At 68.0% G+C, this 20436-nt stretch carries 30 protein-coding genes and 4 pseudogenes; 29 read left to right on the top strand and 5 right to left on the bottom strand.

The genetic code is table 11. The features are described from left to right. Positions 1–62: 62 nt before the first annotated feature. Positions 63–227: pseudogene (locus ACP4J0_RS04420) on the top strand (VOC family protein); the annotation flags it as partial. Positions 228–335: 108 nt separating this feature from the next. Here ACP4J0_RS04420 and ACP4J0_RS04415 read toward each other — a convergent pair. The 4 genes and pseudogenes from ACP4J0_RS04415 to ACP4J0_RS04400 form a co-directional block, all read right to left on the bottom strand. After that, positions 336–1279 (bottom strand): annotated as a pseudogene (locus ACP4J0_RS04415) (helix-turn-helix domain-containing protein). A gap of 242 nt (positions 1280–1521) precedes the next feature. Further along, a pseudogene (locus tag ACP4J0_RS04410) lies at positions 1522–1937 on the bottom strand (ATP-binding protein). Beyond that, a complete protein-coding gene (locus ACP4J0_RS04405; RefSeq protein WP_426597241.1) occupies positions 1934–2344 on the bottom strand; it encodes a PIN domain-containing protein in 411 nt (136 codons plus the stop codon). The pseudogene ACP4J0_RS04410 and the gene ACP4J0_RS04405 overlap by 4 nt, the downstream one beginning before the upstream one ends. After that, positions 2341–2559 (bottom strand): type II toxin-antitoxin system VapB family antitoxin, encoded by a 219-nt coding sequence (locus tag ACP4J0_RS04400; RefSeq protein WP_426597240.1) that lies wholly within the window; start codon positions 2557–2559, stop codon positions 2341–2343. The genes ACP4J0_RS04405 and ACP4J0_RS04400 overlap by 4 nt, the downstream gene beginning before the upstream one ends. Before the next feature lie 149 nt (positions 2560–2708). On the opposite strand from ACP4J0_RS04400, the pseudogene ACP4J0_RS04395 reads away from it, so the two are divergent. After that, positions 2709–2917 (top strand): annotated as a pseudogene (locus ACP4J0_RS04395) (DUF397 domain-containing protein). Here the strand turns inward: ACP4J0_RS04395 and ACP4J0_RS04390 are convergent. Next, on the bottom strand, positions 2868–3785 hold the full coding sequence (locus ACP4J0_RS04390) for a helix-turn-helix transcriptional regulator (protein ID WP_426597239.1): 918 nt from the start codon (positions 3783–3785) through the stop codon (positions 2868–2870). The pseudogene ACP4J0_RS04395 and the gene ACP4J0_RS04390 sit on opposite strands and share 50 nt — an antisense overlap. A gap of 78 nt (positions 3786–3863) precedes the next feature. Between ACP4J0_RS04390 and ACP4J0_RS04385 the strand changes: the two genes are divergently transcribed. The 27 genes from ACP4J0_RS04385 (at position 3864) to ACP4J0_RS04255 (ending at position 20408) form a co-directional block, all read left to right on the top strand. Then, positions 3864–4631, top strand: coding sequence for an SDR family oxidoreductase (locus ACP4J0_RS04385; RefSeq protein WP_426597238.1), 768 nt, complete (start codon positions 3864–3866; stop codon positions 4629–4631). Between the two features lie 50 nt (positions 4632–4681). Beyond that, positions 4682–4891: a 4-oxalocrotonate tautomerase family protein gene (locus ACP4J0_RS04380; protein WP_426523603.1), complete on the top strand. Its 210-nt coding sequence runs from the start codon at positions 4682–4684 to the stop codon at positions 4889–4891. Between the two features lie 307 nt (positions 4892–5198). Then, positions 5199–6557, top strand: coding sequence for an NADP-specific glutamate dehydrogenase (gene gdhA, locus ACP4J0_RS04375; RefSeq protein WP_426597237.1), 1359 nt, complete (start codon positions 5199–5201; stop codon positions 6555–6557). 96 nt (positions 6558–6653) lie between these two features. Further along, entirely contained in the window at positions 6654–7910 is a 1257-nt protein-coding gene (locus ACP4J0_RS04370) for an acyltransferase family protein (RefSeq protein ID WP_426597236.1), read from the top strand. Between the two features lie 436 nt (positions 7911–8346). Continuing rightward, on the top strand, positions 8347–8655 hold the full coding sequence (rpsJ, locus tag ACP4J0_RS04365) for a 30S ribosomal protein S10 (RefSeq protein ID WP_003948644.1): 309 nt from the start codon (positions 8347–8349) through the stop codon (positions 8653–8655). 17 nt (positions 8656–8672) lie between these two features. Then, the gene (gene rplC / locus ACP4J0_RS04360) at positions 8673–9317 is read left to right on the top strand and encodes a 50S ribosomal protein L3 (protein ID WP_104634712.1); all 645 of its coding nucleotides are present in this window, start codon (positions 8673–8675) and stop codon (positions 9315–9317) included. A gap of 8 nt (positions 9318–9325) precedes the next feature. Further along, positions 9326–9982 carry a 50S ribosomal protein L4 gene (rplD, locus tag ACP4J0_RS04355; protein WP_104634711.1) on the top strand — a complete coding sequence of 219 codons (657 nt, stop codon included), beginning with the start codon at positions 9326–9328 and terminating at the stop codon, positions 9980–9982. Further along, positions 9982–10401 (top strand): 50S ribosomal protein L23, encoded by a 420-nt coding sequence (rplW, locus tag ACP4J0_RS04350; RefSeq protein ID WP_426523607.1) that lies wholly within the window; start codon positions 9982–9984, stop codon positions 10399–10401. The genes rplD and rplW overlap by 1 nt, the downstream gene beginning before the upstream one ends. 41 nt (positions 10402–10442) lie before the next feature. Next, on the top strand, positions 10443–11279 hold the full coding sequence (gene rplB / locus ACP4J0_RS04345; RefSeq protein ID WP_217143312.1) for a 50S ribosomal protein L2: 837 nt from the start codon (positions 10443–10445) through the stop codon (positions 11277–11279). Positions 11280–11291: 12 nt separating this feature from the next. After that, entirely contained in the window at positions 11292–11573 is a 282-nt protein-coding gene (gene rpsS / locus ACP4J0_RS04340; protein ID WP_055418366.1) for a 30S ribosomal protein S19, read from the top strand. Positions 11574–11617: 44 nt separating this feature from the next. Further along, on the top strand, positions 11618–11965 hold the full coding sequence (rplV, locus tag ACP4J0_RS04335; RefSeq protein WP_003974262.1) for a 50S ribosomal protein L22: 348 nt from the start codon (positions 11618–11620) through the stop codon (positions 11963–11965). After that, the gene (gene rpsC / locus ACP4J0_RS04330; RefSeq protein WP_055418365.1) at positions 11965–12804 is read left to right on the top strand and encodes a 30S ribosomal protein S3; all 840 of its coding nucleotides are present in this window, start codon (positions 11965–11967) and stop codon (positions 12802–12804) included. Before rplV ends, rpsC begins: the two co-directional genes overlap by 1 nt. 5 nt (positions 12805–12809) lie before the next feature. Beyond that, positions 12810–13229, top strand: a complete 420-nt coding sequence (gene rplP, locus ACP4J0_RS04325) for a 50S ribosomal protein L16 (protein WP_004927269.1) — start codon at positions 12810–12812, stop codon at positions 13227–13229. Continuing rightward, on the top strand, positions 13229–13453 hold the full coding sequence (gene rpmC, locus ACP4J0_RS04320) for a 50S ribosomal protein L29 (RefSeq protein WP_003998824.1): 225 nt from the start codon (positions 13229–13231) through the stop codon (positions 13451–13453). Before rplP ends, rpmC begins: the two co-directional genes overlap by 1 nt. Beyond that, positions 13453–13740 (top strand): 30S ribosomal protein S17, encoded by a 288-nt coding sequence (rpsQ, locus tag ACP4J0_RS04315; protein ID WP_210974119.1) that lies wholly within the window; start codon positions 13453–13455, stop codon positions 13738–13740. Before rpmC ends, rpsQ begins: the two co-directional genes overlap by 1 nt. A 139-nt stretch (positions 13741–13879) precedes the next feature. Further along, positions 13880–14248: a 50S ribosomal protein L14 gene (gene rplN / locus ACP4J0_RS04310; RefSeq protein ID WP_003974257.1), complete on the top strand. Its 369-nt coding sequence runs from the start codon at positions 13880–13882 to the stop codon at positions 14246–14248. Between the two features lie 2 nt (positions 14249–14250). Next, positions 14251–14574, top strand: a complete 324-nt coding sequence (rplX, locus tag ACP4J0_RS04305; RefSeq protein ID WP_003974256.1) for a 50S ribosomal protein L24 — start codon at positions 14251–14253, stop codon at positions 14572–14574. Beyond that, the gene (gene rplE, locus ACP4J0_RS04300; RefSeq protein ID WP_030619154.1) at positions 14574–15131 is read left to right on the top strand and encodes a 50S ribosomal protein L5; all 558 of its coding nucleotides are present in this window, start codon (positions 14574–14576) and stop codon (positions 15129–15131) included. The genes rplX and rplE overlap by 1 nt, the downstream gene beginning before the upstream one ends. 5 nt (positions 15132–15136) lie before the next feature. Next, positions 15137–15322 (top strand): type Z 30S ribosomal protein S14, encoded by a 186-nt coding sequence (locus ACP4J0_RS04295; RefSeq protein ID WP_003948630.1) that lies wholly within the window; start codon positions 15137–15139, stop codon positions 15320–15322. Positions 15323–15557: 235 nt separating this feature from the next. Continuing rightward, the gene (gene rpsH / locus ACP4J0_RS04290; RefSeq protein ID WP_026248232.1) at positions 15558–15956 is read left to right on the top strand and encodes a 30S ribosomal protein S8; all 399 of its coding nucleotides are present in this window, start codon (positions 15558–15560) and stop codon (positions 15954–15956) included. Positions 15957–15980: 24 nt separating this feature from the next. Continuing rightward, the gene (gene rplF / locus ACP4J0_RS04285) at positions 15981–16520 is read left to right on the top strand and encodes a 50S ribosomal protein L6 (protein WP_426523609.1); all 540 of its coding nucleotides are present in this window, start codon (positions 15981–15983) and stop codon (positions 16518–16520) included. A gap of 3 nt (positions 16521–16523) precedes the next feature. Next, positions 16524–16907 (top strand): 50S ribosomal protein L18, encoded by a 384-nt coding sequence (rplR, locus tag ACP4J0_RS04280; RefSeq protein WP_426597235.1) that lies wholly within the window; start codon positions 16524–16526, stop codon positions 16905–16907. Positions 16908–16950: 43 nt separating this feature from the next. After that, positions 16951–17556: a 30S ribosomal protein S5 gene (gene rpsE, locus ACP4J0_RS04275; protein ID WP_004927232.1), complete on the top strand. Its 606-nt coding sequence runs from the start codon at positions 16951–16953 to the stop codon at positions 17554–17556. Between the two features lie 2 nt (positions 17557–17558). Continuing rightward, entirely contained in the window at positions 17559–17741 is a 183-nt protein-coding gene (gene rpmD / locus ACP4J0_RS04270) for a 50S ribosomal protein L30 (protein WP_003974250.1), read from the top strand. Positions 17742–17743: 2 nt separating this feature from the next. Then, the gene (gene rplO, locus ACP4J0_RS04265; RefSeq protein WP_351602488.1) at positions 17744–18199 is read left to right on the top strand and encodes a 50S ribosomal protein L15; all 456 of its coding nucleotides are present in this window, start codon (positions 17744–17746) and stop codon (positions 18197–18199) included. 242 nt (positions 18200–18441) lie between these two features. Beyond that, positions 18442–19755 carry a preprotein translocase subunit SecY gene (gene secY, locus ACP4J0_RS04260; RefSeq protein ID WP_426523610.1) on the top strand — a complete coding sequence of 438 codons (1314 nt, stop codon included), beginning with the start codon at positions 18442–18444 and terminating at the stop codon, positions 19753–19755. Then, a complete protein-coding gene (locus ACP4J0_RS04255; protein WP_426597234.1) occupies positions 19755–20408 on the top strand; it encodes an adenylate kinase in 654 nt (217 codons plus the stop codon). The genes secY and ACP4J0_RS04255 overlap by 1 nt, the downstream gene beginning before the upstream one ends. The last annotated feature ends 28 nt before the right edge of the window (positions 20409–20436 follow it).

Genomic DNA, 20436 nt, shown 5'->3' with positions numbered 1-20436 from the left:
GTCAACAGCCTTTTCGAGCGACGATGTTACGCACACGACCGCAACGCCGGGTACTCCTGTAGGAGAAGCACTCCCACATCGACCTGGGCGCCGACGACCTGGACGCGGCGGAGGCCCGCCTCATCGCTCTGGGCGCCACCAAGCCCGACTTCCAGCCCGACTCGGGCCGCTGGCGGGTGCTGCTGGATCCTGCGGGGCATCCGTTCGGCGTGTCCACGGTGGTGTGAAACGGACCAGCGTCTCAGTCCAGGGGAAGTGACACCTGCTCCGCGGCCGGGCCCAGGTACGTGTATTCGGTGTCTGCAGGTGGTGGACGAGGACCGGGGCTGTGGTCTTCAAGCGGGTGCACCGACTGCCCGGCAGTCGCGGCAGCGGTCTTCGGTCTCGGGGGCACGGAAGCCGCGGTCGCAGCCGTCACAGTTGCGCACCTCGTAGCGGGGCGGTGGCGGACCGGCGGGGGTCCTGTACGGCGGCGGGGGTGGCAGTTGGGCGGTGAGGCGGTGAGGCGGTGGGCGAGCAGGGCGGCCGGGCGACGCAGGGGGTCGTCCGGCAGGTCGGCGGTCAGGGCGTGGCGTACGGCGGTGGGGGCGACGTCCCGTTCCAGCCAGGCGGCGACGCCGGGGGTCAGGTGGGCGGTGTCCGTCGCGGAGAGGAGGAGGCGGGGGTCGCGTCGGCGCAGGGTGGTGAGCAGCTCGGTGGCCTGCTTGAGGAGGGCCGGGGCGGTGCAGTTGGGCTGCGGTACGGCGGGGAGGGCCTTGCGGGGGCGCGCTTCGGTGCCGGTGTGGCGCGGGCGGGAAGGGGCTGCGTGCTCCCGTTGCTCTGGAGGCCGTCCTGCCGGGCGGGTGGGCCGGGGCGTCGGGCGGTCCGGGCAGCCGGTGTCGGCCGGCTCGCGGCGGGGCGTCTTCGGCTGGTTGCAGGAGACCGTGCGGGTGACGATGCGGCCGGTGGACGTGCGTACGCGCTCGCGGTGCAGGTAGCCGTACGTCTCCAGCTCGCGCAGGGCGGCGGCGATGCGGGTGGGGCCCTCTTTGAAGCGGGCGGTGAGCGTCTTGATGTCGGCGCCCGCGCCGGTGGGCAGCGACTGGATGTGGCAGGCGAGGCCGATCGCGAGCAGCGACAGGTCCGGGTGCTGAACCAGGTGGTTGCCGATCACCACGAAGCGGGTGGTGTGGCGGGTGTTCTCGTGGATGATGCCGCCGCCGTGGCGACGCGGACGGGTTGGATCGGCGGCGGGGGCTGACTGGGCGCGCGTGGCCGCGCTAGGGTTTTGGGTACCCATCCGGAAGGGTCTCGCTTCCTTGGTGGTTAGGCCCTCGCAGTGGGATGCCAGTCCCGGCGGGGGCCGAAGTATTTCTCGGTCGTTTGCGCTGAGAGTAGGGGAGTTGGGGACCCGGAAATCCAGCCGAGCCGGTGATGTTCACCCGCCCGAGTGACGACCTGCCTCGGGCGGGAGGGTGGGGCTTGGTGGGGTTCTTTTCCCCGAGTTCTTTTTATTGGTAAGGCGCCGATGGCACCGCAACCTCAAAACGTGGGTCGCGGTGCCGTAAAGCTCAGTTCCGCCCAGACGGTCTTGCGCGGGAAGCGGCCCTCGGTTACTCCCAGCGGTCCGCGAGCGCCTCCACGAGCAGCAGGCCACGGCCGGATTCGGTGTCGGGGGCGGGTGCCTGGGGGTGGGGCAGCTCCTGGCCTCGGGTGTCGGTGACCTCGATACGGAGGGTGTCGCCGATGACGTAGAGGGTGAGCCGGGAATCGCGGCGGGGGACGCGTCCGTGGTCCGCCGCGTTGTTGGCCGGCTCGGCGACGAGATGACGTGCCGGGTCCAGGGGCAGGCCCCACGAGCGCACCGGAGCGCGGGTGCGGGGCAGGCCCCAAAAACAGACCGGAGGGCGGGTGCAGCTCTTGCTGCCGTCCGCCTCGGAGTGCCGATACCGAGTCAGCTGCTTCGCGCTTCGCCCCGGACCATGGAGATGTCCGGCCGTACCTTGGCGATGGCCGCGAAGTCGTCGTCGACGTGGACAACGGTCACGTGATGGTGCTCGGCGGTGAGGGCGATCAGGATGTCCATGGGGGAGGGGCCTCGATGGTGACCGATCTTCGCCAGGTCCCGCTGGACTTCCACGACCCTCGGCCAGGGATCGTCGAGTGCGGGGAGCCAGCCGAACGTCTGGCCGAGCATGGTGAAGAAGGGCTCGTAGTCCCGGTCGGAGCGGAGACCGGGCATCAGTTCCGCCTCGACGGGCGGGCAGATGGCGACCAGCCCTCGTGCCACGCGACTGGGCCATGGGGAACCGAGTTGTCCGCGCAGGAGCCGCCACACGGCGGAGGTGTCGGCCAGGTAGGTCACAGGCCCGCTCGTTCGCGTTCCGCGAGGACATCGAAATCCAGGAACGCGTCGGCGTTCTCCTGGAGCCAGCGCAGGGCCCGTGCCCGGTCGTCGGCACTGGCGGCGGACGCTATGGTCAGCGCGCGGTCGATGGTCTCCCGCTTGGTTTTGGTGCCGAGCTGCCGCTGCGCGAAGGCCAGCTTCTCGTCGTCGATGTCGACCAGAGTCTTGGACATGAGGTCTCCCACCGTCGGCTTTATATATCGTCGCCCATTGTATATCTGTCTCGGCCCCAGGTCGGTAGCGGGACGGCGGGGGCGGTCCGGGCTCATGCGCTCTCGTCGGGGGAGTCGCCGGCCTTCGTCGAACAACTGCTGGGAGAGACATGGTCCGCGAGGCCAACGCCGAGGACACCTCCGAGCCGGCGTGGTTCAGGAGCAGCTACAGCAGCGGCACGGACGGCGACTCCTGCGTCGAGTCGCCGCCACCCCCGGCACCATCCACCTCCGCGACTCCAAGCACACCGACGGCCCCCGCCTCGCGCTCAACCCCGCCGCGTGGGCGAGCTTCGTGACGTACGCGTCGGAGAACTGACCGCCGACTCGACGACGACCTCCTGCGTTCCCACCACCGCCAGCAGCTCCAGCAGCCCCGCGCTGTCCGTCCCCACGGCCGGCGTGAACCAGAGCAGCCGCTGCCGCCCGTCCTCGCTGAACAGGTGGAGGCAGTTGACCTCGATCGGGCCCAGCGTGGGGTGGTTGAGACGTTTGCGGTCGCTCCGCCGGAACGCCACGTCGTGCTCGGCCCACAGGGCGGCGAACTCGGGGGAGACGTCGAGCAGCGTACGGATCATCGAGCCGGCTTCCGCGTCCTTCGCGTCCCTGCGCGCGGCGGCGGCCCGCAGGTCGGCGACGAAGGAGCGGGACTGGCGCTCGTGGTCTGCCTCGGGGTACAGGTGCCGGGCGTCCGGCTCGGTGAACCAGCGGTGGACGAAGCTGGCCCGGGGCCCCCGGAAGCCGGACTGGTCCCCGAGCAGCGCCACCGCCGGCGGGTTCTGTACGAGGGTGACGTGCAGGTCCGTGATCACCTGGGCCGGGGTCGAGGTCATCCGGCCGAGCAGGTCGAGCATGCCGGGGTGGACGTGCGAGGCGGCCCCGCCCTGCACGGGGACCGGACGGTCGGCGAGCCGGTAGAGGTAGTCCCGCTCGTCGACGGTCAGCCGCAGCGCCCTCGCCAGCGCGGCGATCATCTGCTCGGACGGCTGCGACCCGGCGCCGCGCTCCAGCTCGTTGTAGTAGTCCACCGACGCCCCGGCGAGCTGGGCGACCTCCTCGCGGCGCAGCCCCGGCACCCGGCGGCGGGGCCCGGCCGGGAGGCCTACGTCGGCCGGGCGGATGCGCTCCCGCCGTGATCGCAGGAAGGCCCCCAGCTCGGTGTGTTTCACAGCGCCCATGGCCTCCATTCTGCGCCCGGCCGGGGCGGTGACCCAGGGGATGACGTCCCCTGGTTGCGCGGGCCGGTGCGGCGCATCGTGGAGGACATGACCACGAACACGAATCAGCGCACCGCCGCACCGGCGGCCCTACGGGTCGCCGTCGTCACCGGAGGATCGCGCGGCATCGGCCGGGCGGTCTCGCGGAAGCTCGCCCAGGACGGCCTGGCCGTCGTCGTGAACTACGCCCGCGACGCGGCCTCCGCCGACGAGACGGTGGCGGCGATCACCGCCGACGGCGGACGGGCGATCGGCGTACAGGCGGACGTGGCGGAGGAGAAGGAGGTCGCCGCGCTGTTCGACCGGGCGGAAGAGGAGTTCGGCGGCGTCGACGTGGTCGTGAACGCGGCCGGGCGGATGGCACTGTCGCCCATCGCCGACCTCGACCTGGCGGCGCTCGACGCCATGCACCGCACCAACATCCGCGGCACCTTCGTCGTCGCCCGGCAGGCGGCGCGGCGGGTGCGTGCGGGCGGCTCGTTCGTGGGGTTCTCGACCTCCGTGGTCGGCACGCAGTTCCCCGCCTACGGCGCGTATGCGGCGAGCAAGGGCGCCGTGGAGGCGATGACGCTGATCCTGGCGCGCGAGCTGCGCGGGCGGGACATCACCGTGAACACCGTCGCCCCCGGGCCCACGGCCACGGATCTGTTCCTCGAAGGCAAGACCCCCGAGCAGATCGACCGGCTCGCCAAGACCCCGCCCCTGGAGCGGCTGGGCACACCGGAGGACATCGCCGGTGTGGTCGCCTTCCTCGCCGGCCCGCAGGGGCGCTGGGTGAACGGCCAGATCCTGCGGGCCAACGGCGGCATGGTCTGACGCCCCGGCCGCCCACCAACCTTCGATCACCCTCTCCCAAGGAGTCAGCAATGCCATTCGCCCACTTCAAGGTCCCCGCGGGCACCGTCACCGCCGAGGACAAGCGGAAGATCGTCGAGCGCACCACCGACCTGTACGCGGAGATCTACGGTGAGCGGGCCCGTCCCACCACCGTCGTGCTGGTCGACGAGGTCGCCGACGGTGGCTGGGGTGTCGGCGGCAACGTCCTCACCGCCGCCATGCTCAACGGGGACGTTTGACCGCTTTCCGGGCCGCTCGGGTAACGTACGGGGGCGAACATCCATAACGGCCGGTATACGAAAGATCGGTCTCACATAGTGGTCACGCCCTGCGCAGGGTACTGGCCAGGATGTTTACATGCGCGTAACACTTAAGTGTCCCGCGCGCGGCAACGGCGCCGAGCGCCCATCACCGGACCGACCCGGACGACGGCCCGTACGGCCCCGTACATCCACGTACGCCCCTGTGCGTCCTGTGCCTGTGCACCCCCGTACCCCCGGCCCCCCGTCCCGGTCTCCGGTGTCCGCCGTGCCAGAAAGGGCCCCCGTGACGACGCGAAGCGAGACCAGGACCGCGCTCGACCACCTGCTCACCGAGATCGAACACCGCAACCCCGCCCAGCCCGAGTTCCACCAGGCCGCCCACGAGGTGCTGGAGACCCTCGCGCCGGTACTCGAGGCCCGCCCCGAGTACGCCGAACCGGGCCTCGTCGAGCGGCTGGTCGAACCCGAGCGGCAGGTCATGTTCCGGGTGCCGTGGCAGGACGACCAGGGACGCGTCCACGTCAACCGGGGCTTCCGCGTCGAGTTCAACAGCGCGCTGGGCCCCTACAAGGGCGGCCTGCGCTTCCACCCCTCGGTCAACCTGGGCGTCATCAAGTTCCTGGGCTTCGAGCAGATCTTCAAGAACGCGCTGACCGGTCTCGGCATCGGCGGCGGCAAGGGCGGCAGCGACTTCGACCCGCACGGGCGGAGCGACGCGGAGGTCATGCGGTTCTGCCAGTCGTTCATGACCGAGCTGTACCGGCACATCGGTGAGCACACCGACGTCCCGGCCGGCGACATCGGCGTCGGCGGGCGCGAGATCGGCTACCTGTTCGGCCAGTACCGCCGGATCACCAACCGCTGGGAGGCCGGCGTCCTCACCGGCAAGGGCGCGGGCTGGGGCGGCTCACTGATCCGCCCGGAGGCCACCGGGTACGGCAACGTGCTCTTCGCGGCGGCGATGCTGCGCGAGCGCGGTGAGGACCTGGAGGGCCAGACGGCGGTCGTGTCCGGCTCCGGAAACGTCGCGATCTACACGATCGAGAAGCTGGCCGCCCTCGGCGCGAACGCCGTGACCTGCTCCGACTCCTCCGGCTACGTCGTCGACGAGAAGGGCATCGACCTCGGCCTGCTGAAGCAGATCAAGGAGGTCGAGCGCGGCCGGGTCGACACGTACGCCGAGCGCCGTGGCGCCTCGGCCCGCTTCGTGCCCGGCGGAAACGTCTGGGACGTCCCGGCCGACATCGCCCTCCCGTCCGCCACGCAGAACGAACTGGACGAGAACGCCGCCGCCACCCTCGTCCGCAACGGCGTGAAGGCGGTCTCCGAGGGCGCGAACATGCCGGCCACGCCCGAGGCCGTCCACCTCTTCCAGCGCTCCGGCGTCGCCTTCGGCCCCGGCAAGGCGGCCAACGCGGGCGGTGTCGCGGTCAGCGCCCTGGAGATGGCGCAGAACCACGCCCGTACGTCCTGGACGGCGGCGCGGGTCGAGGAGGAGCTGACCCACATCATGAACGACATCCACACCACCTGCCACGAGACCGCCGAGCGCTACGGAGCCCCCGGCGACTACGTGACCGGCGCGAACATCGCGGGCTTCGAGCGCGTCGCCGACGCGATGCTGGCCCAGGGCGTCATCTGAACCCGAGGAGAACGCCCCACGAACACGGCGAGGAGGGGGTGCGGGGGTTTACCCGAACCCCTACCGCTCCCGTGGCCGCTGTTCTTGTCTGTTCGGATGGTGCGCGCAGCGGACAGTGAGACATCGGTGCCCGAGCGGGCGGAGGGGCGGTCGAAGCAACCGCTCCCGCCGCTCGCCGTGGTCCTGCCGGGCCCGGGACCGTCACCGGCCGGCGCCCGCGGGCGCCGGGCGGCCGCGCGGGACGGGAAGCACCCGGACGGGAAGCGCGCGGGCGGAGAGCGCACCGGCGGCCGGCTGTACGTCATCGACGGCATCCGCCTGCTCGCCGCGCTGATGGTGGCCGCACACCACTACGCCGGCACCTGGCGCGCCGACCGCCCCGGCAACCTGATCTGGGACCGCCCGGTCTCCGAGATCATGCCCACGGTGTTCCGTGTCGCCTCGTACGGCTGGATCGGCGTCGAGATCTTCTTCGTGATCAGCGGCTTCGTGATCTGCATGTCGTGCTGGGGCCGTACGCCGCGCCAGTTCTTCGTCTCCCGCGTGATCCGGCTCTACCCGGCGTACTGGTTCGCGGTCGTGTTCACCACGGCCGTGCTGATCGCCGTGCCGGGCGTGTGGGAGCGCCTCCGCCTGCGCGAGGTCCTCCTCAACCTGACCATGCTCCAGTCCGGCTCCGCCGTACCGAACGTCGACGGCGTCTACTGGACCCTCTGGTCCGAACTCCGCTTCTACCTGCTGTTCCTGGTCGTCGTCGCCATGGGCCTGACGTACCGCAGGGTCGTCGTCTTCTGCTGCGTGTGGGGTGCGGTCGCCATGCTCGCCCCGGTCGCCGACCTCCACCTGCTGGAACTGGTCGCCAACCCGGACGGCGCCTGGTACTTCATCGCCGGCCTCGCCCTCTACCTCATGCACCGCTTCGGCCAGGACCTGCTCTTGTGGGGCATCCTCGCCATGGCCTGGCTGATGGGGCAGATGGAACTCGGCAACCGGATCGAGGAGGTCGAGCGGGTCTCCGGCTGGCGGGGAAGCGTGGTCATCTTCACCGTCTTCCTGCTCTTCATGGTCGCCGTCGCGCTCGGCCACACGGACCGCATCCGCTGGAAGTGGCTGGTCACGGCGGGCGCCCTGACCTACCCGCTGTACCTGATCCACTACGCGGCCGGTACGGCCCTCATCGCCCGCCTCCGCGACACGATGGACGCCAGACTGCTCATCGCCCTGATCATCACGGGCTTCCTGCTCCTGAGCCACCTGATCCACCGCCTCGTGGAACGACCGGTGTCACGGCTGCTGAAGAAGGGGCTGGACACGTCGTTCGCGCGGATGCGCGACGCGGGCGGTCATCGGTGAGCCGGGGCGTCGCCGTGTGTACGCCTCGGTGACGTGGGGTACAGTCATCCACTTCGATTGGCCAGCCCCCTGCCCCGTATGGCAGACTAACGGGGTTGCTCGGTCGAGTGCCGATGCTGCGCGCCTCCCGCCGGGAGGACCGGAAGCGAGTCCCACAGTACTCGTCGTCCCATGCGTTACGCCGAAAGGTGTAGGGGCGGACGTACGGGAATCTTCCGGGAAGTGTCAGCGGGGTGCAGACCAGGCACCCGGTGGGCCTCTCGCCCCCGCCCCGCGGTTCCGGAAGGGCCCGCGACTCCCACTGCAGGGAAGTCCCGAAAGGGACATCCGTTTCAGCGAGAGCGCGACACGCCCGACCGCGTGGGTCGGAGGGGGAGCGGAAGAAAAGGGACCACCGGGTCCAGAGCGTTTCGAGAGACAGGACTACTGAGTAGCCATGGCGGGACAGAAGATCCGCATCCGGCTCAAGGCCTACGACCACGAGGTCATCGACTCTTCGGCGAAGAAGATCGTCGAGACGGTGACTCGCACTGGTGCGTCGGTCGCGGGCCCGGTGCCGCTGCCCACTGAGAAGAACGTGTACTGCGTCATCAAGTCGCCGCACAAGTACAAGGACTCGCGCGAGCACTTCGAGATGCGCACGCACAAGCGCCTGATCGACATCCTCGACCCGACCCCCAAGACCGTTGACTCTCTGATGCGACTCGACCTCCCGGCCGGTGTCGACATCGAGATCAAGCTCTGAAGGCCGGTGATCTGAAGATGACCAAGCAGATCAAGGGCATCCTGGGCGAGAAGCTCGGCATGACGCAGGTGTGGGACGAGAACAACCGCGTTGTTCCCGTCACCGTCGTCAAGGCCGGCCCCAACGTCGTCACCCAGGTCCGTACGAACGACGTCGACGGCTACGAGTCGGTCCAGATCGCCTTCGGCGAGATCGACCCGCGCAAGGTGAACAAGCCCCTCAAGGGCCACTTCGCCAAGGCCGACGTCACCCCCCGCCGTCACCTCGTCGAGATCCGTACCGCTGGTGCCAGCGAGTACACCCTCGGCCAGGAGATCACCGCTGAGGCCTTCGAGTCCGGCGTGAAGGTCGACGTCACCGCGAAGAGCAAGGGCAAGGGCTTCGCCGGCGTCATGAAGCGCCACAACTTCAAGGGTGGCAAGGCGTCACACGGTGCCCACCGTGTGCACCGCATGCCCGGATCCATCGGTGGCTGTGCCACCCCCGGCCGTGTCTTCAAGGGCATGCGCATGGCGGGTCGCATGGGCAACGAGCGGGTCACCACCCAGAACCTGACCGTTCACGCCGTTGACGCGGAGAAGGGCCTGCTCCTCATCAAGGGCGCGGTTCCTGGTCCGAACGGCGGCCTCGTCCTGGTCCGCACTGCGGCCAAGGGGGCCTGAGGTAACCGATGAGCACTGTTGACATCCTTTCGCCTGCAGGCGAGAAGACCGGAAGCGTCGAGCTCCCCGCGGAGATCTTCGGCGTGGAGAAGATCAGCATCCCGCTGATCCACCAGGTCGTCGTCGCGCAGAACGCCGCTGCCCGCCAGGGCACGCACAAGACCAAGCGTCGCGGCGAGGTCCGTGGTGGCGGCAAGAAGCCGTACCGCCAGAAGGGCACCGGCCGCGCCCGCCAGGGTTCGACCCGTGCGCCGCAGTTCGCCGGCGGTGGCGTCGTCCACGGCCCGCAGCCGCGTGACTACTCGCAGCGGACCCCGAAGAAGATGAAGGCCGCGGCCCTGCGCCACGCCCTCACCGACCGGGCCCGCCACAACCGCATCCACGTCGTCACCGGCGTCATCGAGGGCGAGAACCCGTCCACGAAGGCCGCCCGGACGCTGTTCGGCAAGATCTCGGAGCGCAAGAACCTGCTCCTGGTCGTCGACCGCGCCGACGAGGCCGCGTGGCTGTCCGCCCGCAACCTGCCCCAGATCCACATCCTGGAGCCGGGCCAGCTGAACACGTACGACGTTCTCGTCTCGGACGACGTGGTCTTCACCCAGGCCGCCTTCGAGTCCTTCGTGTCCGGCCCCAAGGCTGCTGACACCGAAGGGAGCGAAGCCTGATGGCTACGCGTCACCCGAGCATCGCCTCCAAGGCGGCCAAGGCCGCCAAGGCCGCACGCGTCGCCAAGGCGCGCCGCCACGAGGCCGAGGGCAAGAACACCGTCGTCACCCCGGCGAGCAAGGCGTTCACGGACCCCCGTGACGTGCTGCTGAAGCCGGTCGTGTCCGAGAAGAGCTACGCGCTCCTCGACGAGAACAAGTACACGTTCATCGTCGCGCCGGGCTCCAACAAGACCGAGATCAAGGAGGCCGTCCAGGCGGTCTTCTCGGTCAAGGTCACCGGGGTCAACACGATCAACCGCCAGGGCAAGCGCAAGCGGACCCGCACCGGCTTCGGCAAGCGTGCCGACAGCAAGCGCGCGATCGTGACCCTTGCCGAGGGCGACCGTATCGACATCTTCGGCGGTCCGACCTCCTGACGGAGGTCCGGATCGTCCGAATATCGGACGAGGACTGAGAAATGGGAATCCGCAAGTACAAGCCGACGACGCCGGGCCGCCGTGGCTCCTCCGTCGCCGACTTCGTCGAGGTCACGCGGTCCACGCCGGAGAAGTCGCTGGTCCGCCCGCTGCACAGCAAGGGCGGCCGTAACAACGCCGGTCGTGTGACCGTTCGCCACCAGGGTGGCGGACACAAGCGCGCCTACCGTGTCATCGACTTCCGTCGCCACGACAAGGACGGCGTGCCGGCGAAGGTCGCGCACATCGAGTACGACCCCAACCGCACCGCGCGCATCGCGCTGCTGCACTACGCCGACGGCGAGAAGCGCTACATCCTCGCCCCGCGCAACCTGCAGCAGGGTGACCGCGTCGAGAACGGTCCCGGGGCCGACATCAAGCCGGGCAACAACCTGGCCCTCCGCAACATCCCGGTCGGTACCACGATCCACGCGATCGAGCTCCGTCCCGGTGGCGGTGCCAAGTTCGCCCGCTCCGCCGGTGCCTCCGTGCAGCTGCTCGCGAAGGAGGGCTCGATGGCCCACCTGCGCATGCCGTCCGGAGAGATCCGCCTGGTCGACGTGCGCTGCCGCGCCACCGTCGGCGAGGTCGGCAACGCCGAGCAGTCGAACATCAACTGGGGCAAGGCGGGCCGCAAGCGGTGGCTGGGCGTTCGCCCGACCGTCCGTGGTGTGGTCATGAACCCGGTGGACCACCCGCACGGTGGTGGTGAGGGCCGGACCTCCGGTGGCCGCCACCCCGTGTCCCCGTGGGGCAAGAAGGAAGGCCGTACTCGTTCGCCCAAGAAGGCGTCGAACAAGTACATCGTCCGCCGCCGCAAGACGAACAAGAAGCGCTAAGGACGGGTTGAGATGCCTCGTAGCTTGAAGAAGGGACCCTTCGTCGACGACCACCTGATCAAGAAGGTGGACACGCAGAACGAAGCCGGTTCCAAGAACGTCATCAAGACCTGGTCCCGTCGCTCGATGATCGTCCCGGCGATGCTCGGCCACACGATCGCGGTGCACAACGGCAAGACCCACATCCCGGTGTTTGTCACCGAGTCCATGGTCGGCCACAAGCTCGGCGAGTTCTCGCCGACGCGCACCTTCCGGGGTCACGTCAAGGACGACCGGAAGTCGAAGCGCCGCTAGTCAGCGGGGTGTGAAAGACCATGACAAACACTGAAGGGACAACCATGGAAGCCAGGGCCCAGGCGCGGTACATCCGCGTCACGCCCATGAAGGCCCGCCGCGTGGTGGACCTCATCCGTGGCATGGATGCCACGGAGGCTCAGGCGGTCCTGCGTTTCGCCCCGCAGGCCGCGAGCGTGCCGGTCGGCAAGGTGCTGGACAGCGCCATTGCCAACGCCGCGCACAACTACGACCACACCGACGCCGACAGCCTCTTCATTTCCGAGGCCTACGTCGACGAGGGCCCGACCCTGAAGCGGTTCCGTCCGCGCGCCCAGGGCCGCGCCTACCGGATCCGCAAGCGGACCAGCCACATCACCGTGGTCGTCAGCAGCAAGGAAGGAACCCGGTAATGGGCCAGAAGGTAAACCCGCACGGGTTCCGGCTCGGTGTCACGACCGACTTCAAGTCGCGTTGGTACGCCGACAAGCTGTACAAGGACTACGTCAAGGAAGACGTCGCCATCCGTCGGATGATGACGTCCGGCATGGAGCGCGCCGGCATCTCGAAGGTGGAGATCGAGCGCACCCGTGACCGCGTGCGTGTGGACATCCACACCGCTCGTCCCGGCATCGTCATCGGCCGCCGCGGCGCCGAGGCCGACCGCATCCGCGGTGACCTGGAGAAGCTGACCGGCAAGCAGGTCCAGCTGAACATCCTCGAGGTCAAGAGCCCGGAGACGGACGCTCAGCTGGTGGCCCAGGCCGTCGCCGAGCAGCTCTCCTCCCGCGTCTCCTTCCGTCGTGCCATGCGCAAGAGCATGCAGGGCACGATGAAGGCCGGCGCCAAGGGCATCAAGATCCAGTGCGGTGGCCGCCTCGGTGGCGCCGAGATGTCCCGCTCGGAGTTCTACCGCGAGGGCCGTGTGCCCCTGCACACGCTCCGCGCGAACGTGGACTACGGCTTCTTCGAGGCCAAGACGACCTTCGGCCGCATCGGCGTGAAGGTCTGGATCTACAAGGGCGACGTCAAGAACATCGCCGAGGTCCGCGCCGAGAACGCCGCTGCCCGCGCCGGCAACCGCCCGGCCCGTGGTGGCAACGACCGCCCGGCCCGTGGTGGCCGCGGTGGCGAGCGTGGCGGTCGCGGTCGCAAGCCGCAGCAGCAGTCCGCGCCGGCTGCCGAGGCCCCCAAGGCCGACGCTCCCGCCGCCGCTGCCGCTCCGGCTGAGAGCACCGGAACGGAGGCCTGACCGACATGCTGATCCCCCGTAGGGTCAAGCACCGCAAGCAGCACCACCCGAAGCGCCGTGGTCAGGCCAAGGGCGGTACGACGGTTGCGTTCGGCGAGTACGGCATTCAGGCCCTCACGCCGGCGTACGTGACCAACCGCCAGATCGAGGCGGCCCGTATCGCGATGACCCGCCACATCAAGCGTGGCGGCAAGGTCTGGATCAACATCTACCCGGACCGCCCGCTCACGAAGAAGCCTGCCGAGACCCGCATGGGTTCCGGTAAGGGTTCGCCGGAGTGGTGGATCGCGAACGTGCACCCGGGCCGGGTCATGTTCGAGCTGTCCTACCCCAACGAGAAGATCGCCCGTGAGGCGCTGACTCGTGCGGCCCACAAGCTGCCGATGAAGTGCCGGATCGTCAAGCGCGAGGCAGGTGAAGCGTGATGTCGGCCGGTACCAAGGCGTCCGAGCTGCGCGAACTGGGTGACGAGGAGCTTCTCGCGAAGCTCCGCGAAGCCAAGGAAGAGCTGTTCAACCTCCGCTTCCAGGCGGCGACGGGTCAGCTCGAGAACCACGGTCGGCTCAAGGCCGTCCGCAAGGACATCGCGCGGATCTACACCCTGATGCGTGAGCGCGAGCTGGGCATCGAGACGGTGGAGAGCGCCTGATGAGCGAGAACAACGTGACTGAAGAGACGAAGGCCGGCCGCGGCTTCCGCAAGACCCGTCAGGGTCTGGTCGTCAGCGACAAGATGGACAAGACCGTCGTCGTCGCCGTCGAGGACCGCGTGACCCACGCGCTGTACGGCAAGGTCATCCGCCGTACCAACAAGCTCAAGGCTCACGACGAGCAGAACGCCGCGGGTGTCGGCGACCGCGTCCTCCTCATGGAGACCCGGCCGCTGTCCGCGACGAAGCGCTGGCGCGTCGTCGAGGTCCTCGAGAAGGCCAAGTAGGTAATTCCCGCAAGGGAATTCCAGCAAATCCGCCTGCGGGGCAAACCCACGCAGGTCAGTTCCGCCAGGCTCGGCAGGGGCCTCACCTCGTTGACGAGGCGGCCCCTGCCGGGAACCGGCAGACAATCAGGAGATAGACGTGATCCAGCAGGAGTCGCGACTGCGCGTCGCCGACAACACGGGTGCGAAGGAAATTCTCACCATCCGTGTGCTCGGTGGCTCCGGTCGCCGCTACGCGGGTATCGGTGACGTCATCGTCGCCACCGTCAAGGACGCGATCCCCGGTGGCAACGTGAAGAAGGGTGACGTCGTCAAGGCGGTCATCGTTCGCACCGTCAAGGAGCGCCGCCGTCCGGACGGCTCGTACATCCGCTTCGACGAGAACGCCGCCGTCATTCTGAAGAACGACGGCGACCCTCGCGGCACCCGTATCTTCGGCCCGGTGGGCCGTGAGCTGCGCGAGAAGAAGTTCATGAAGATCATCTCCCTCGCGCCGGAGGTGCTGTGAGCATGAAGATCAAGAAGGGCGACCTGGTTCAGGTCATCACCGGTAAGGACAAGGGCAAGCAGGGCAAGGTCATCGCGGCCTTCCCCCGCGAGGACCGCGTCCTGGTCGAGGGTGTCAACCGGGTCAAGAAGCACACCAAGGCCGGGCCGACCGCTCGCGGTTCGCAGGCCGGCGGCATCGTGACCACCGAGGCCCCGATCCACGTCTCCAACGTCCAGCTGGTCGTGGAGAAGGACGGCAACAAGGTCGTCACGCGCGTCGGTTACCGCTTCGACGACGAGGGCAACAAGGTTCGCGTTGCCAAGCGGACGGGTGAGGACATCTGATGGCTACCACCACCACTCCGCGTCTGAAGACGAAGTACCGCGAGGAGATCGCGGGCAAGCTGCGTGAGGAGTTCTCCTACGAGAACGTCATGCAGATCCCCGGCCTCGTGAAGATCGTGGTCAACATGGGTGTGGGCGACGCCGCCCGTGACTCCAAGCTGATCGACGGCGCGATTCGCGACCTCACCACGATCACCGGTCAGAAGCCGGCCGTCACCAAGGCCCGCAAGTCCATCGCGCAGTTCAAGCTGCGCGAGGGCCAGCCGATCGGTGCCCACGTCACGCTCCGTGGCGACCGCATGTGGGAGTTCCTGGACCGCACCCTGTCGCTCGCGCTGCCGCGCATCCGCGACTTCCGTGGTCTGTCCCCCAAGCAGTTCGACGGCCGTGGCAACTACACCTTCGGTCTCACGGAGCAGGTCATGTTCCACGAGATCGACCAGGACAAGATCGACCGCACCCGGGGTATGGACATCACCGTGGTGACCACGGCGACCAACGACGCTGAGGGCCGCGCGCTCCTTCGTCACCTCGGCTTCCCCTTCAAGGAGGCGTGAGCGAGATGGCGAAGAAGGCTCTGATCGCTAAGGCTGCTCGCAAGCCCAAGTTCGGTGTGCGTGGCTACACCCGCTGCCAGCGCTGTGGCCGCCCGCACTCCGTGTACCGCAAGTTCGGCCTGTGCCGCGTGTGCCTTCGTGAGATGGCTCACCGTGGCGAGCTGCCGGGCGTGACCAAGAGCTCCTGGTAATCCGGTAATCCCGGGTTATTCAGACTCTCGGTAAGCATCTGGGTCGGCAGGGGCCCGCCTCCACATGCCTTAGGCTTGTGGGGTTGGGCGTCTGCCGCCCCTACGCCCGCAGGCTGTGCCTGCACATATTTGCTTACTACGCCGTAGGTCCACCGCGCCGCACCCGTCCCGTCTCGGATCGGGGAGAGGGATGGCGCACCAGGAAACCCCGGCGAGAGAGGCCGAAGGCCAATTCATGACCATGACTGATCCGATCGCAGACATGCTTACGCGTCTGCGGAACGCGAACTCGGCGTACCACGACTCCGTGACGATGCCGGCGTCCAAGATCAAGTCTCACATCGCGGAGATCCTCCAGCAGGAGGGCTTCATCACGGGCTGGAAGACCGAGGACGCCGAGGTCGGCAAGAACCTCGTCCTCGAGCTGAAGTTCGGCCCGAACCGTGAGCGCTCCATCGCGGGCATCAAGCGGATCTCCAAGCCCGGTCTCCGGGTGTACGCGAAGTCCACCAACCTGCCCAAGGTGCTGGGTGGCCTCGGCGTGGCGATCATCTCCACGTCGCACGGGCTCCTCACCGACAAGCAGGCCGGCAAGAAGGGCGTAGGCGGAGAAGTCCTCGCCTACGTCTGGTAACGGAAGGGAACGGAGGAAACAGCTATGTCGCGCATCGGCAAGCTCCCCATCGCGGTTCCCGCCGGCGTGGACGTCACCATCGACGGCCGTACGGTCTCGGTCAAGGGCCCGAAGGGCTCGCTGACTCACACCGTCGTGGCGCCGATCGACATCGCCAAGGGTGAGGACGGCGTTCTGAACGTCACCCGCCCCAACGACGAGCGTCAGAGCAAGGCCCTGCACGGCCTGTCCCGCACGCTGGTGGCGAACATGATCACCGGCGTGACCCAGGGTTACGTGAAGAAGCTCGAGATCAGCGGTGTCGGTTACCGCGTGATCGCCAAGGGTTCGAACCTGGAGTTCTCCCTCGGCTACAGCCACCCGATCCTGGTCGAGGCCCCCGAGGGCATCACCTTCAAGGTGGAGAACCCGACTCGTTTCTCGGTCGAGGGCATCGACAAGCAGAAGGTCGGCGAGGTTGCGGCCAACATCCGCAAGCTGCGCAAGCCCGACCCGTACAAGGCCAAGGGCGTCAAGTACGAGGGCGAAGTCATCCGACGCAAGGTCGGAAAGGCGGGTAAGTAAGCCATGGCATACGGACAGAAGATCCTCAAGGGCGACGCCTACAAGCGCGCCGCGATCAAGCGCCGTCACATCCGGATCCGCAAGCGGATCGCCGGTACGGCGGAGCGTCCTCGTCTGGTCGTTACCCGCTCGAACCGCCACATCGTGGCCCAGGTGATCGACGACCTCAAGGGTCACACCCTTGCGTCGGCGTCCACCCTGGACACCTCGATCCGTGGTGGCGAGGCGGACAAGTCCGCGCAGGCCAAGCAGGTCGGCGCACTCGTCGCCGAGCGTGCCAAGGCCGCGGGTGTCGAGACCGTGGTCTTCGACCGCGGTGGCAACCAGTACGCCGGGCGCATCGCCGCCCTGGCGGACGCCGCCCGCGAAGCCGGTCTGAAGTTCTGACCCGGTTCCGTATCGCTAGCGGAAACAGAGAGAGGTAATTCCAATGGCTGGACCCCAGCGCCGCGGTGGCGGTGCCGGTGGCGGCGAGCGGCGGGACCGGAAGGGCCGTGACGGCGGCGCAGCTGCCGCCGAGAAGACCGCTTACGTTGAGCGCGTCGTCGCGATCAACCGTGTCGCCAAGGTTGTGAAGGGTGGTCGTCGCTTCAGCTTCACCGCGCTGGTCGTGGTGGGCGACGGTGACGGCACCGTGGGTGTCGGATACGGCAAGGCCAAGGAGGTGCCGGCCGCCATCGCCAAGGGTGTTGAGGAGGCCAAGAAGCACTTCTTCAAGGTCCCCCGCATCCAGGGCACCATCCCGCACCCCATCCAGGGTGAGAAGGCTGCCGGCGTCGTGCTGCTCAAGCCCGCGTCCCCGGGTACCGGTGTGATCGCCGGTGGTCCGGTGCGCGCCGTGCTCGAGTGCGCCGGTATCCACGACGTGCTGTCGAAGTCCCTGGGCTCCGACAACCAGATCAACATCGTGCACGCGACCGTGGAGGCCCTCAAGGGTCTGCAGCGTCCCGAGGAGATCGCGGCCCGCCGTGGTCTGCCGCTCGAGGACGTCGCTCCCGCGGCTCTTCTCCGTGCGCGTGCCGGGGCGGGTGCGTAATCATGGCGCAGCTCAAGATTACGCAGGTCAAGTCCTACATCGGCAGCAAGCAGAACCACCGTGACACCCTGCGTTCCCTTGGTCTCAAGGGGATCAACACGCAGGTCGTCAAGGAGGACCGCCCCGAGTTCCGCGGCATGGTGCACACCGTCCGCCACCTCGTGACGGTCGAGGAGGTCGACTGATCATGGGTGAGCAGAACCCGCTCAAGATCCACAACCTCCGTCCCGCCCCGGGCGCCAAGACCGCCAAGACCCGTGTGGGTCGTGGTGAGGCGTCGAAGGGTAAGACGGCTGGTCGTGGTACGAAGGGTACGAAGGCCCGTTACCAGGTTCCGGAGCGCTTCGAGGGTGGCCAGATGCCCCTCCACATGCGTCTTCCGAAGCTGAAGGGCTTCAAGAACCCGTTCAAGACCGAGTTCCAGGTCGTGAACCTCGAGAAGCTGGCCGCGCTCTACCCCGAGGGTGGCGAGGTCACCGTCGAGGGTCTGGTGGCCAAGGGTGCCGTTCGCAAGAACAGCCTCGTCAAGGTCCTCGGCCAGGGCGAGATCTCCGTGGCGCTGCAGGTGACGGTCGACGCCGTCTCCGGCTCCGCCAAGGAGAAGATCACCGCCGCCGGCGGTACCGTCACCGAGCTCGTCTGAACCCTTCAGGCGTCTCGATGACATGAGCGATCCCGACCGGGGATGCCCCACAAAAGGGGTATCCCCGGTTGGTCGTTCCAAGGAAAGTACTCCCGCCGGTAAGGTGGCCTGCGCTGCCCTCTTTCACGGGTGCGTCACATGGGGCACCCTGGGCGGCAGTTGACCGTTACTTACTTAGTCGTCAGTCGAATCCTCAAGACCGTCACCCTTGACGCAGTAGCGCGGGGGTCGCAGGAGGCACCGTGCTCACCGCGTTCGCCCGGGCGTTCAAGACGCCCGACCTGCGCAAGAAGCTGCTCTTCACGCTCGGCATCATCGTGGTCTACCGGCTTGGTACCCACATTCCCATCCCAGGCGTCGATTACAAGAACGTCCAGGAGTGTGTGGACCAGGCGTCCGGCAACCAGGGCCTCTTCGGTCTGGTGAACATGTTCAGCGGCGGCGCCCTGCTGCAGATCACGGTCTTCGCGCTCGGCATCATGCCGTACATCACGGCGAGCATCATTCTGCAGCTGCTGACCGTGGTGATCCCGCGCCTGGAAGCCCTGAAGAAGGAGGGCCAGGCGGGTACGGCGAAGATCACGCAGTACACCCGCTACCTGACCATCGCGCTCGCCATCCTGCAGGGCACCGGCCTGGTGGCCACCGCCCGCAGCGGCGCCCTGTTCTCCGGCTGCACCGTCGCCGGTCAGATCGTTCCCGACCAGGCCATCTTCACCACCGTCGTCATGGTCGTCACCATGACCGCCGGTACGGCCGCCGTCATGTGGCTCGGCGAGCTGATCACCGACCGCGGCGTCGGCAACGGCATGTCGATCCTGATGTTCATCTCGATCGCCGCGACCTTCCCGTCCGCCCTGTGGGCCATCAAGAAGCAGGGTGAGCTGGCGGACGGCTGGATCGAGTTCGGCACCGTCATGCTCGTCGGTTTCGTCATGGTCGGCCTGGTCGTCTTCGTGGAGCAGGCGCAGCGCCGCGTCCCGGTGCAGTACGCGAAGCGCATGATCGGCCGCCGTTCCTACGGTGGCACGTCGACGTACATCCCGCTCAAGGTGAACCAGGCGGGTGTCATCCCCGTCATCTTCGCCTCGTCGCTGCTCTACATCCCGGCGCTGATCGTCCAGTTCTCCGGCTCGCAGGCGGGCTGGGCCACCTGGATCCAGAAGAACCTCGCCGACACGGCCGCGACTCCGCACATCATTCTGTACTTCCTCCTGATCGTGTTCTTCGCCTTCTTCTACGTGGCGATCTCGTTCAACCCCGAGGAAGTCGCGGACAACATGAAGAAGTATGGTGGGTTCATCCCGGGCATCCGGGCTGGCCGACCGACCGCTGAGTACCTGAGCTACGTACTCAACCGGATCACCTGGCCGGGTTCGCTGTATCTGGGCCTGATCTCTCTCGTACCGACAATGGCGTTGGCCGGTTTCGGGGCAAACCAGAACTTCCCGTTCGGCGGGACGAGCATCCTGATCATCGTGGGTGTCGGTCTCGAGACGGTGAAGCAGATCGAGAGCCAGCTCCAGCAGCGCAATTACGAAGGGTTCCTCCGCTGATGCGAATCGTCCTCGTCGGGCCGCCGGGCGCCGGTAAGGGAACGCAGGCCACCCGCCTTGCCGAGACGCTGCACATCCCGCACATCTCCACGGGCGACCTGTTCCGCGCGAACATCAGCCAGCAGACCGACCTGGGCAAGCTCGCGAAGTCCTACATGGACGCCGGCAACCTCGTACCGGACGAGGTCACCATCGCCATGGCGAAGGACCGGATGGAGCAGCCCGACGCCGAGGGCGGCTTCCTGCTGGACGGTTTCCCGCGCAACGTCTCCCAGGCCGAGGCGCTGGACGAGCTGCTCGAGACCGAGGACATGAAGCTCGACGCGGTGCTGGACCTGGAGGCCCCGGAGGACGAGGTCGTCAAGCGGATCGCCGGCCGGCGTGTCTGCCGCAACAACTCGGCGCACGTGTTCCACGTGACGTACACGCCGCCGAAGGAGCAGGGCGTCTGCGACGTCTGCGGCGGCGAGCTGTACCAGCGGGACGACGACTCCGAGGAGACGGTCCGCAAGCGGCTGGAGGTCTACCACACGCAGACCGAGCCGATCATCGACTACTACAAGTCGCAGGGCCTGGTCGTCACCATCGCGGCGACGGGACCGGTGGACACGGTCACGGGCCGTGCGCTGGAGGCGCTCAAGCGCGACCAGTAGTCGTCAGCCCCGGCTGCAGCCGCGGTCC

The sequence above is a fragment of the Streptomyces sp. WG7 genome, from assembly GCF_049975785.1.
GTDB lineage: Bacteria > Actinomycetota > Actinomycetes > Streptomycetales > Streptomycetaceae > Streptomyces.
This window is presented reverse-complemented; position numbering and strand designations above follow the sequence as displayed.

Bases quoted from the DNA above. Each gene is read 5' to 3' on its own strand.
- ACP4J0_RS04400 (WP_426597240.1), bottom strand. From the start codon at position 2,559: ATGTCCAAGACTCTGGTCGACATCGACGACGAGAAGCTGGCCTTCGCG.
- ACP4J0_RS04390 (WP_426597239.1), bottom strand. From the start codon at position 3,785: ATGGAGGCCATGGGCGCTGTGAAACACACCGAGCTGGGGGCCTTCCTG.
- ACP4J0_RS04385 (WP_426597238.1), top strand. From the start codon at position 3,864: ATGACCACGAACACGAATCAGCGCACCGCCGCACCGGCGGCCCTACGG.
- ACP4J0_RS04380 (WP_426523603.1), top strand. From the start codon at position 4,682: ATGCCATTCGCCCACTTCAAGGTCCCCGCGGGCACCGTCACCGCCGAG.
- ACP4J0_RS04370 (WP_426597236.1), top strand. From the start codon at position 6,654: ATGGTGCGCGCAGCGGACAGTGAGACATCGGTGCCCGAGCGGGCGGAG.
- rpsJ (WP_003948644.1), top strand. From the start codon at position 8,347: ATGGCGGGACAGAAGATCCGCATCCGGCTCAAGGCCTACGACCACGAG.
- rplC (WP_104634712.1), top strand. From the start codon at position 8,673: ATGACCAAGCAGATCAAGGGCATCCTGGGCGAGAAGCTCGGCATGACG.
- rplD (WP_104634711.1), top strand. From the start codon at position 9,326: ATGAGCACTGTTGACATCCTTTCGCCTGCAGGCGAGAAGACCGGAAGC.
- rplW (WP_426523607.1), top strand. From the start codon at position 9,982: ATGGCTACGCGTCACCCGAGCATCGCCTCCAAGGCGGCCAAGGCCGCC.
- rplB (WP_217143312.1), top strand. From the start codon at position 10,443: ATGGGAATCCGCAAGTACAAGCCGACGACGCCGGGCCGCCGTGGCTCC.
- rpsS (WP_055418366.1), top strand. From the start codon at position 11,292: ATGCCTCGTAGCTTGAAGAAGGGACCCTTCGTCGACGACCACCTGATC.
- rplV (WP_003974262.1), top strand. From the start codon at position 11,618: ATGGAAGCCAGGGCCCAGGCGCGGTACATCCGCGTCACGCCCATGAAG.
- rpsC (WP_055418365.1), top strand. From the start codon at position 11,965: ATGGGCCAGAAGGTAAACCCGCACGGGTTCCGGCTCGGTGTCACGACC.
- rplP (WP_004927269.1), top strand. From the start codon at position 12,810: ATGCTGATCCCCCGTAGGGTCAAGCACCGCAAGCAGCACCACCCGAAG.
- rpmC (WP_003998824.1), top strand. From the start codon at position 13,229: ATGTCGGCCGGTACCAAGGCGTCCGAGCTGCGCGAACTGGGTGACGAG.
- rpsQ (WP_210974119.1), top strand. From the start codon at position 13,453: ATGAGCGAGAACAACGTGACTGAAGAGACGAAGGCCGGCCGCGGCTTC.
- rplX (WP_003974256.1), top strand. From the start codon at position 14,251: ATGAAGATCAAGAAGGGCGACCTGGTTCAGGTCATCACCGGTAAGGAC.
- rplE (WP_030619154.1), top strand. From the start codon at position 14,574: ATGGCTACCACCACCACTCCGCGTCTGAAGACGAAGTACCGCGAGGAG.
- ACP4J0_RS04295 (WP_003948630.1), top strand. From the start codon at position 15,137: ATGGCGAAGAAGGCTCTGATCGCTAAGGCTGCTCGCAAGCCCAAGTTC.
- rpsH (WP_026248232.1), top strand. From the start codon at position 15,558: ATGACCATGACTGATCCGATCGCAGACATGCTTACGCGTCTGCGGAAC.
- rplF (WP_426523609.1), top strand. From the start codon at position 15,981: ATGTCGCGCATCGGCAAGCTCCCCATCGCGGTTCCCGCCGGCGTGGAC.
- rplR (WP_426597235.1), top strand. From the start codon at position 16,524: ATGGCATACGGACAGAAGATCCTCAAGGGCGACGCCTACAAGCGCGCC.
- rpsE (WP_004927232.1), top strand. From the start codon at position 16,951: ATGGCTGGACCCCAGCGCCGCGGTGGCGGTGCCGGTGGCGGCGAGCGG.
- rpmD (WP_003974250.1), top strand. From the start codon at position 17,559: ATGGCGCAGCTCAAGATTACGCAGGTCAAGTCCTACATCGGCAGCAAG.
- rplO (WP_351602488.1), top strand. From the start codon at position 17,744: ATGGGTGAGCAGAACCCGCTCAAGATCCACAACCTCCGTCCCGCCCCG.
- ACP4J0_RS04255 (WP_426597234.1), top strand. From the start codon at position 19,755: ATGCGAATCGTCCTCGTCGGGCCGCCGGGCGCCGGTAAGGGAACGCAG.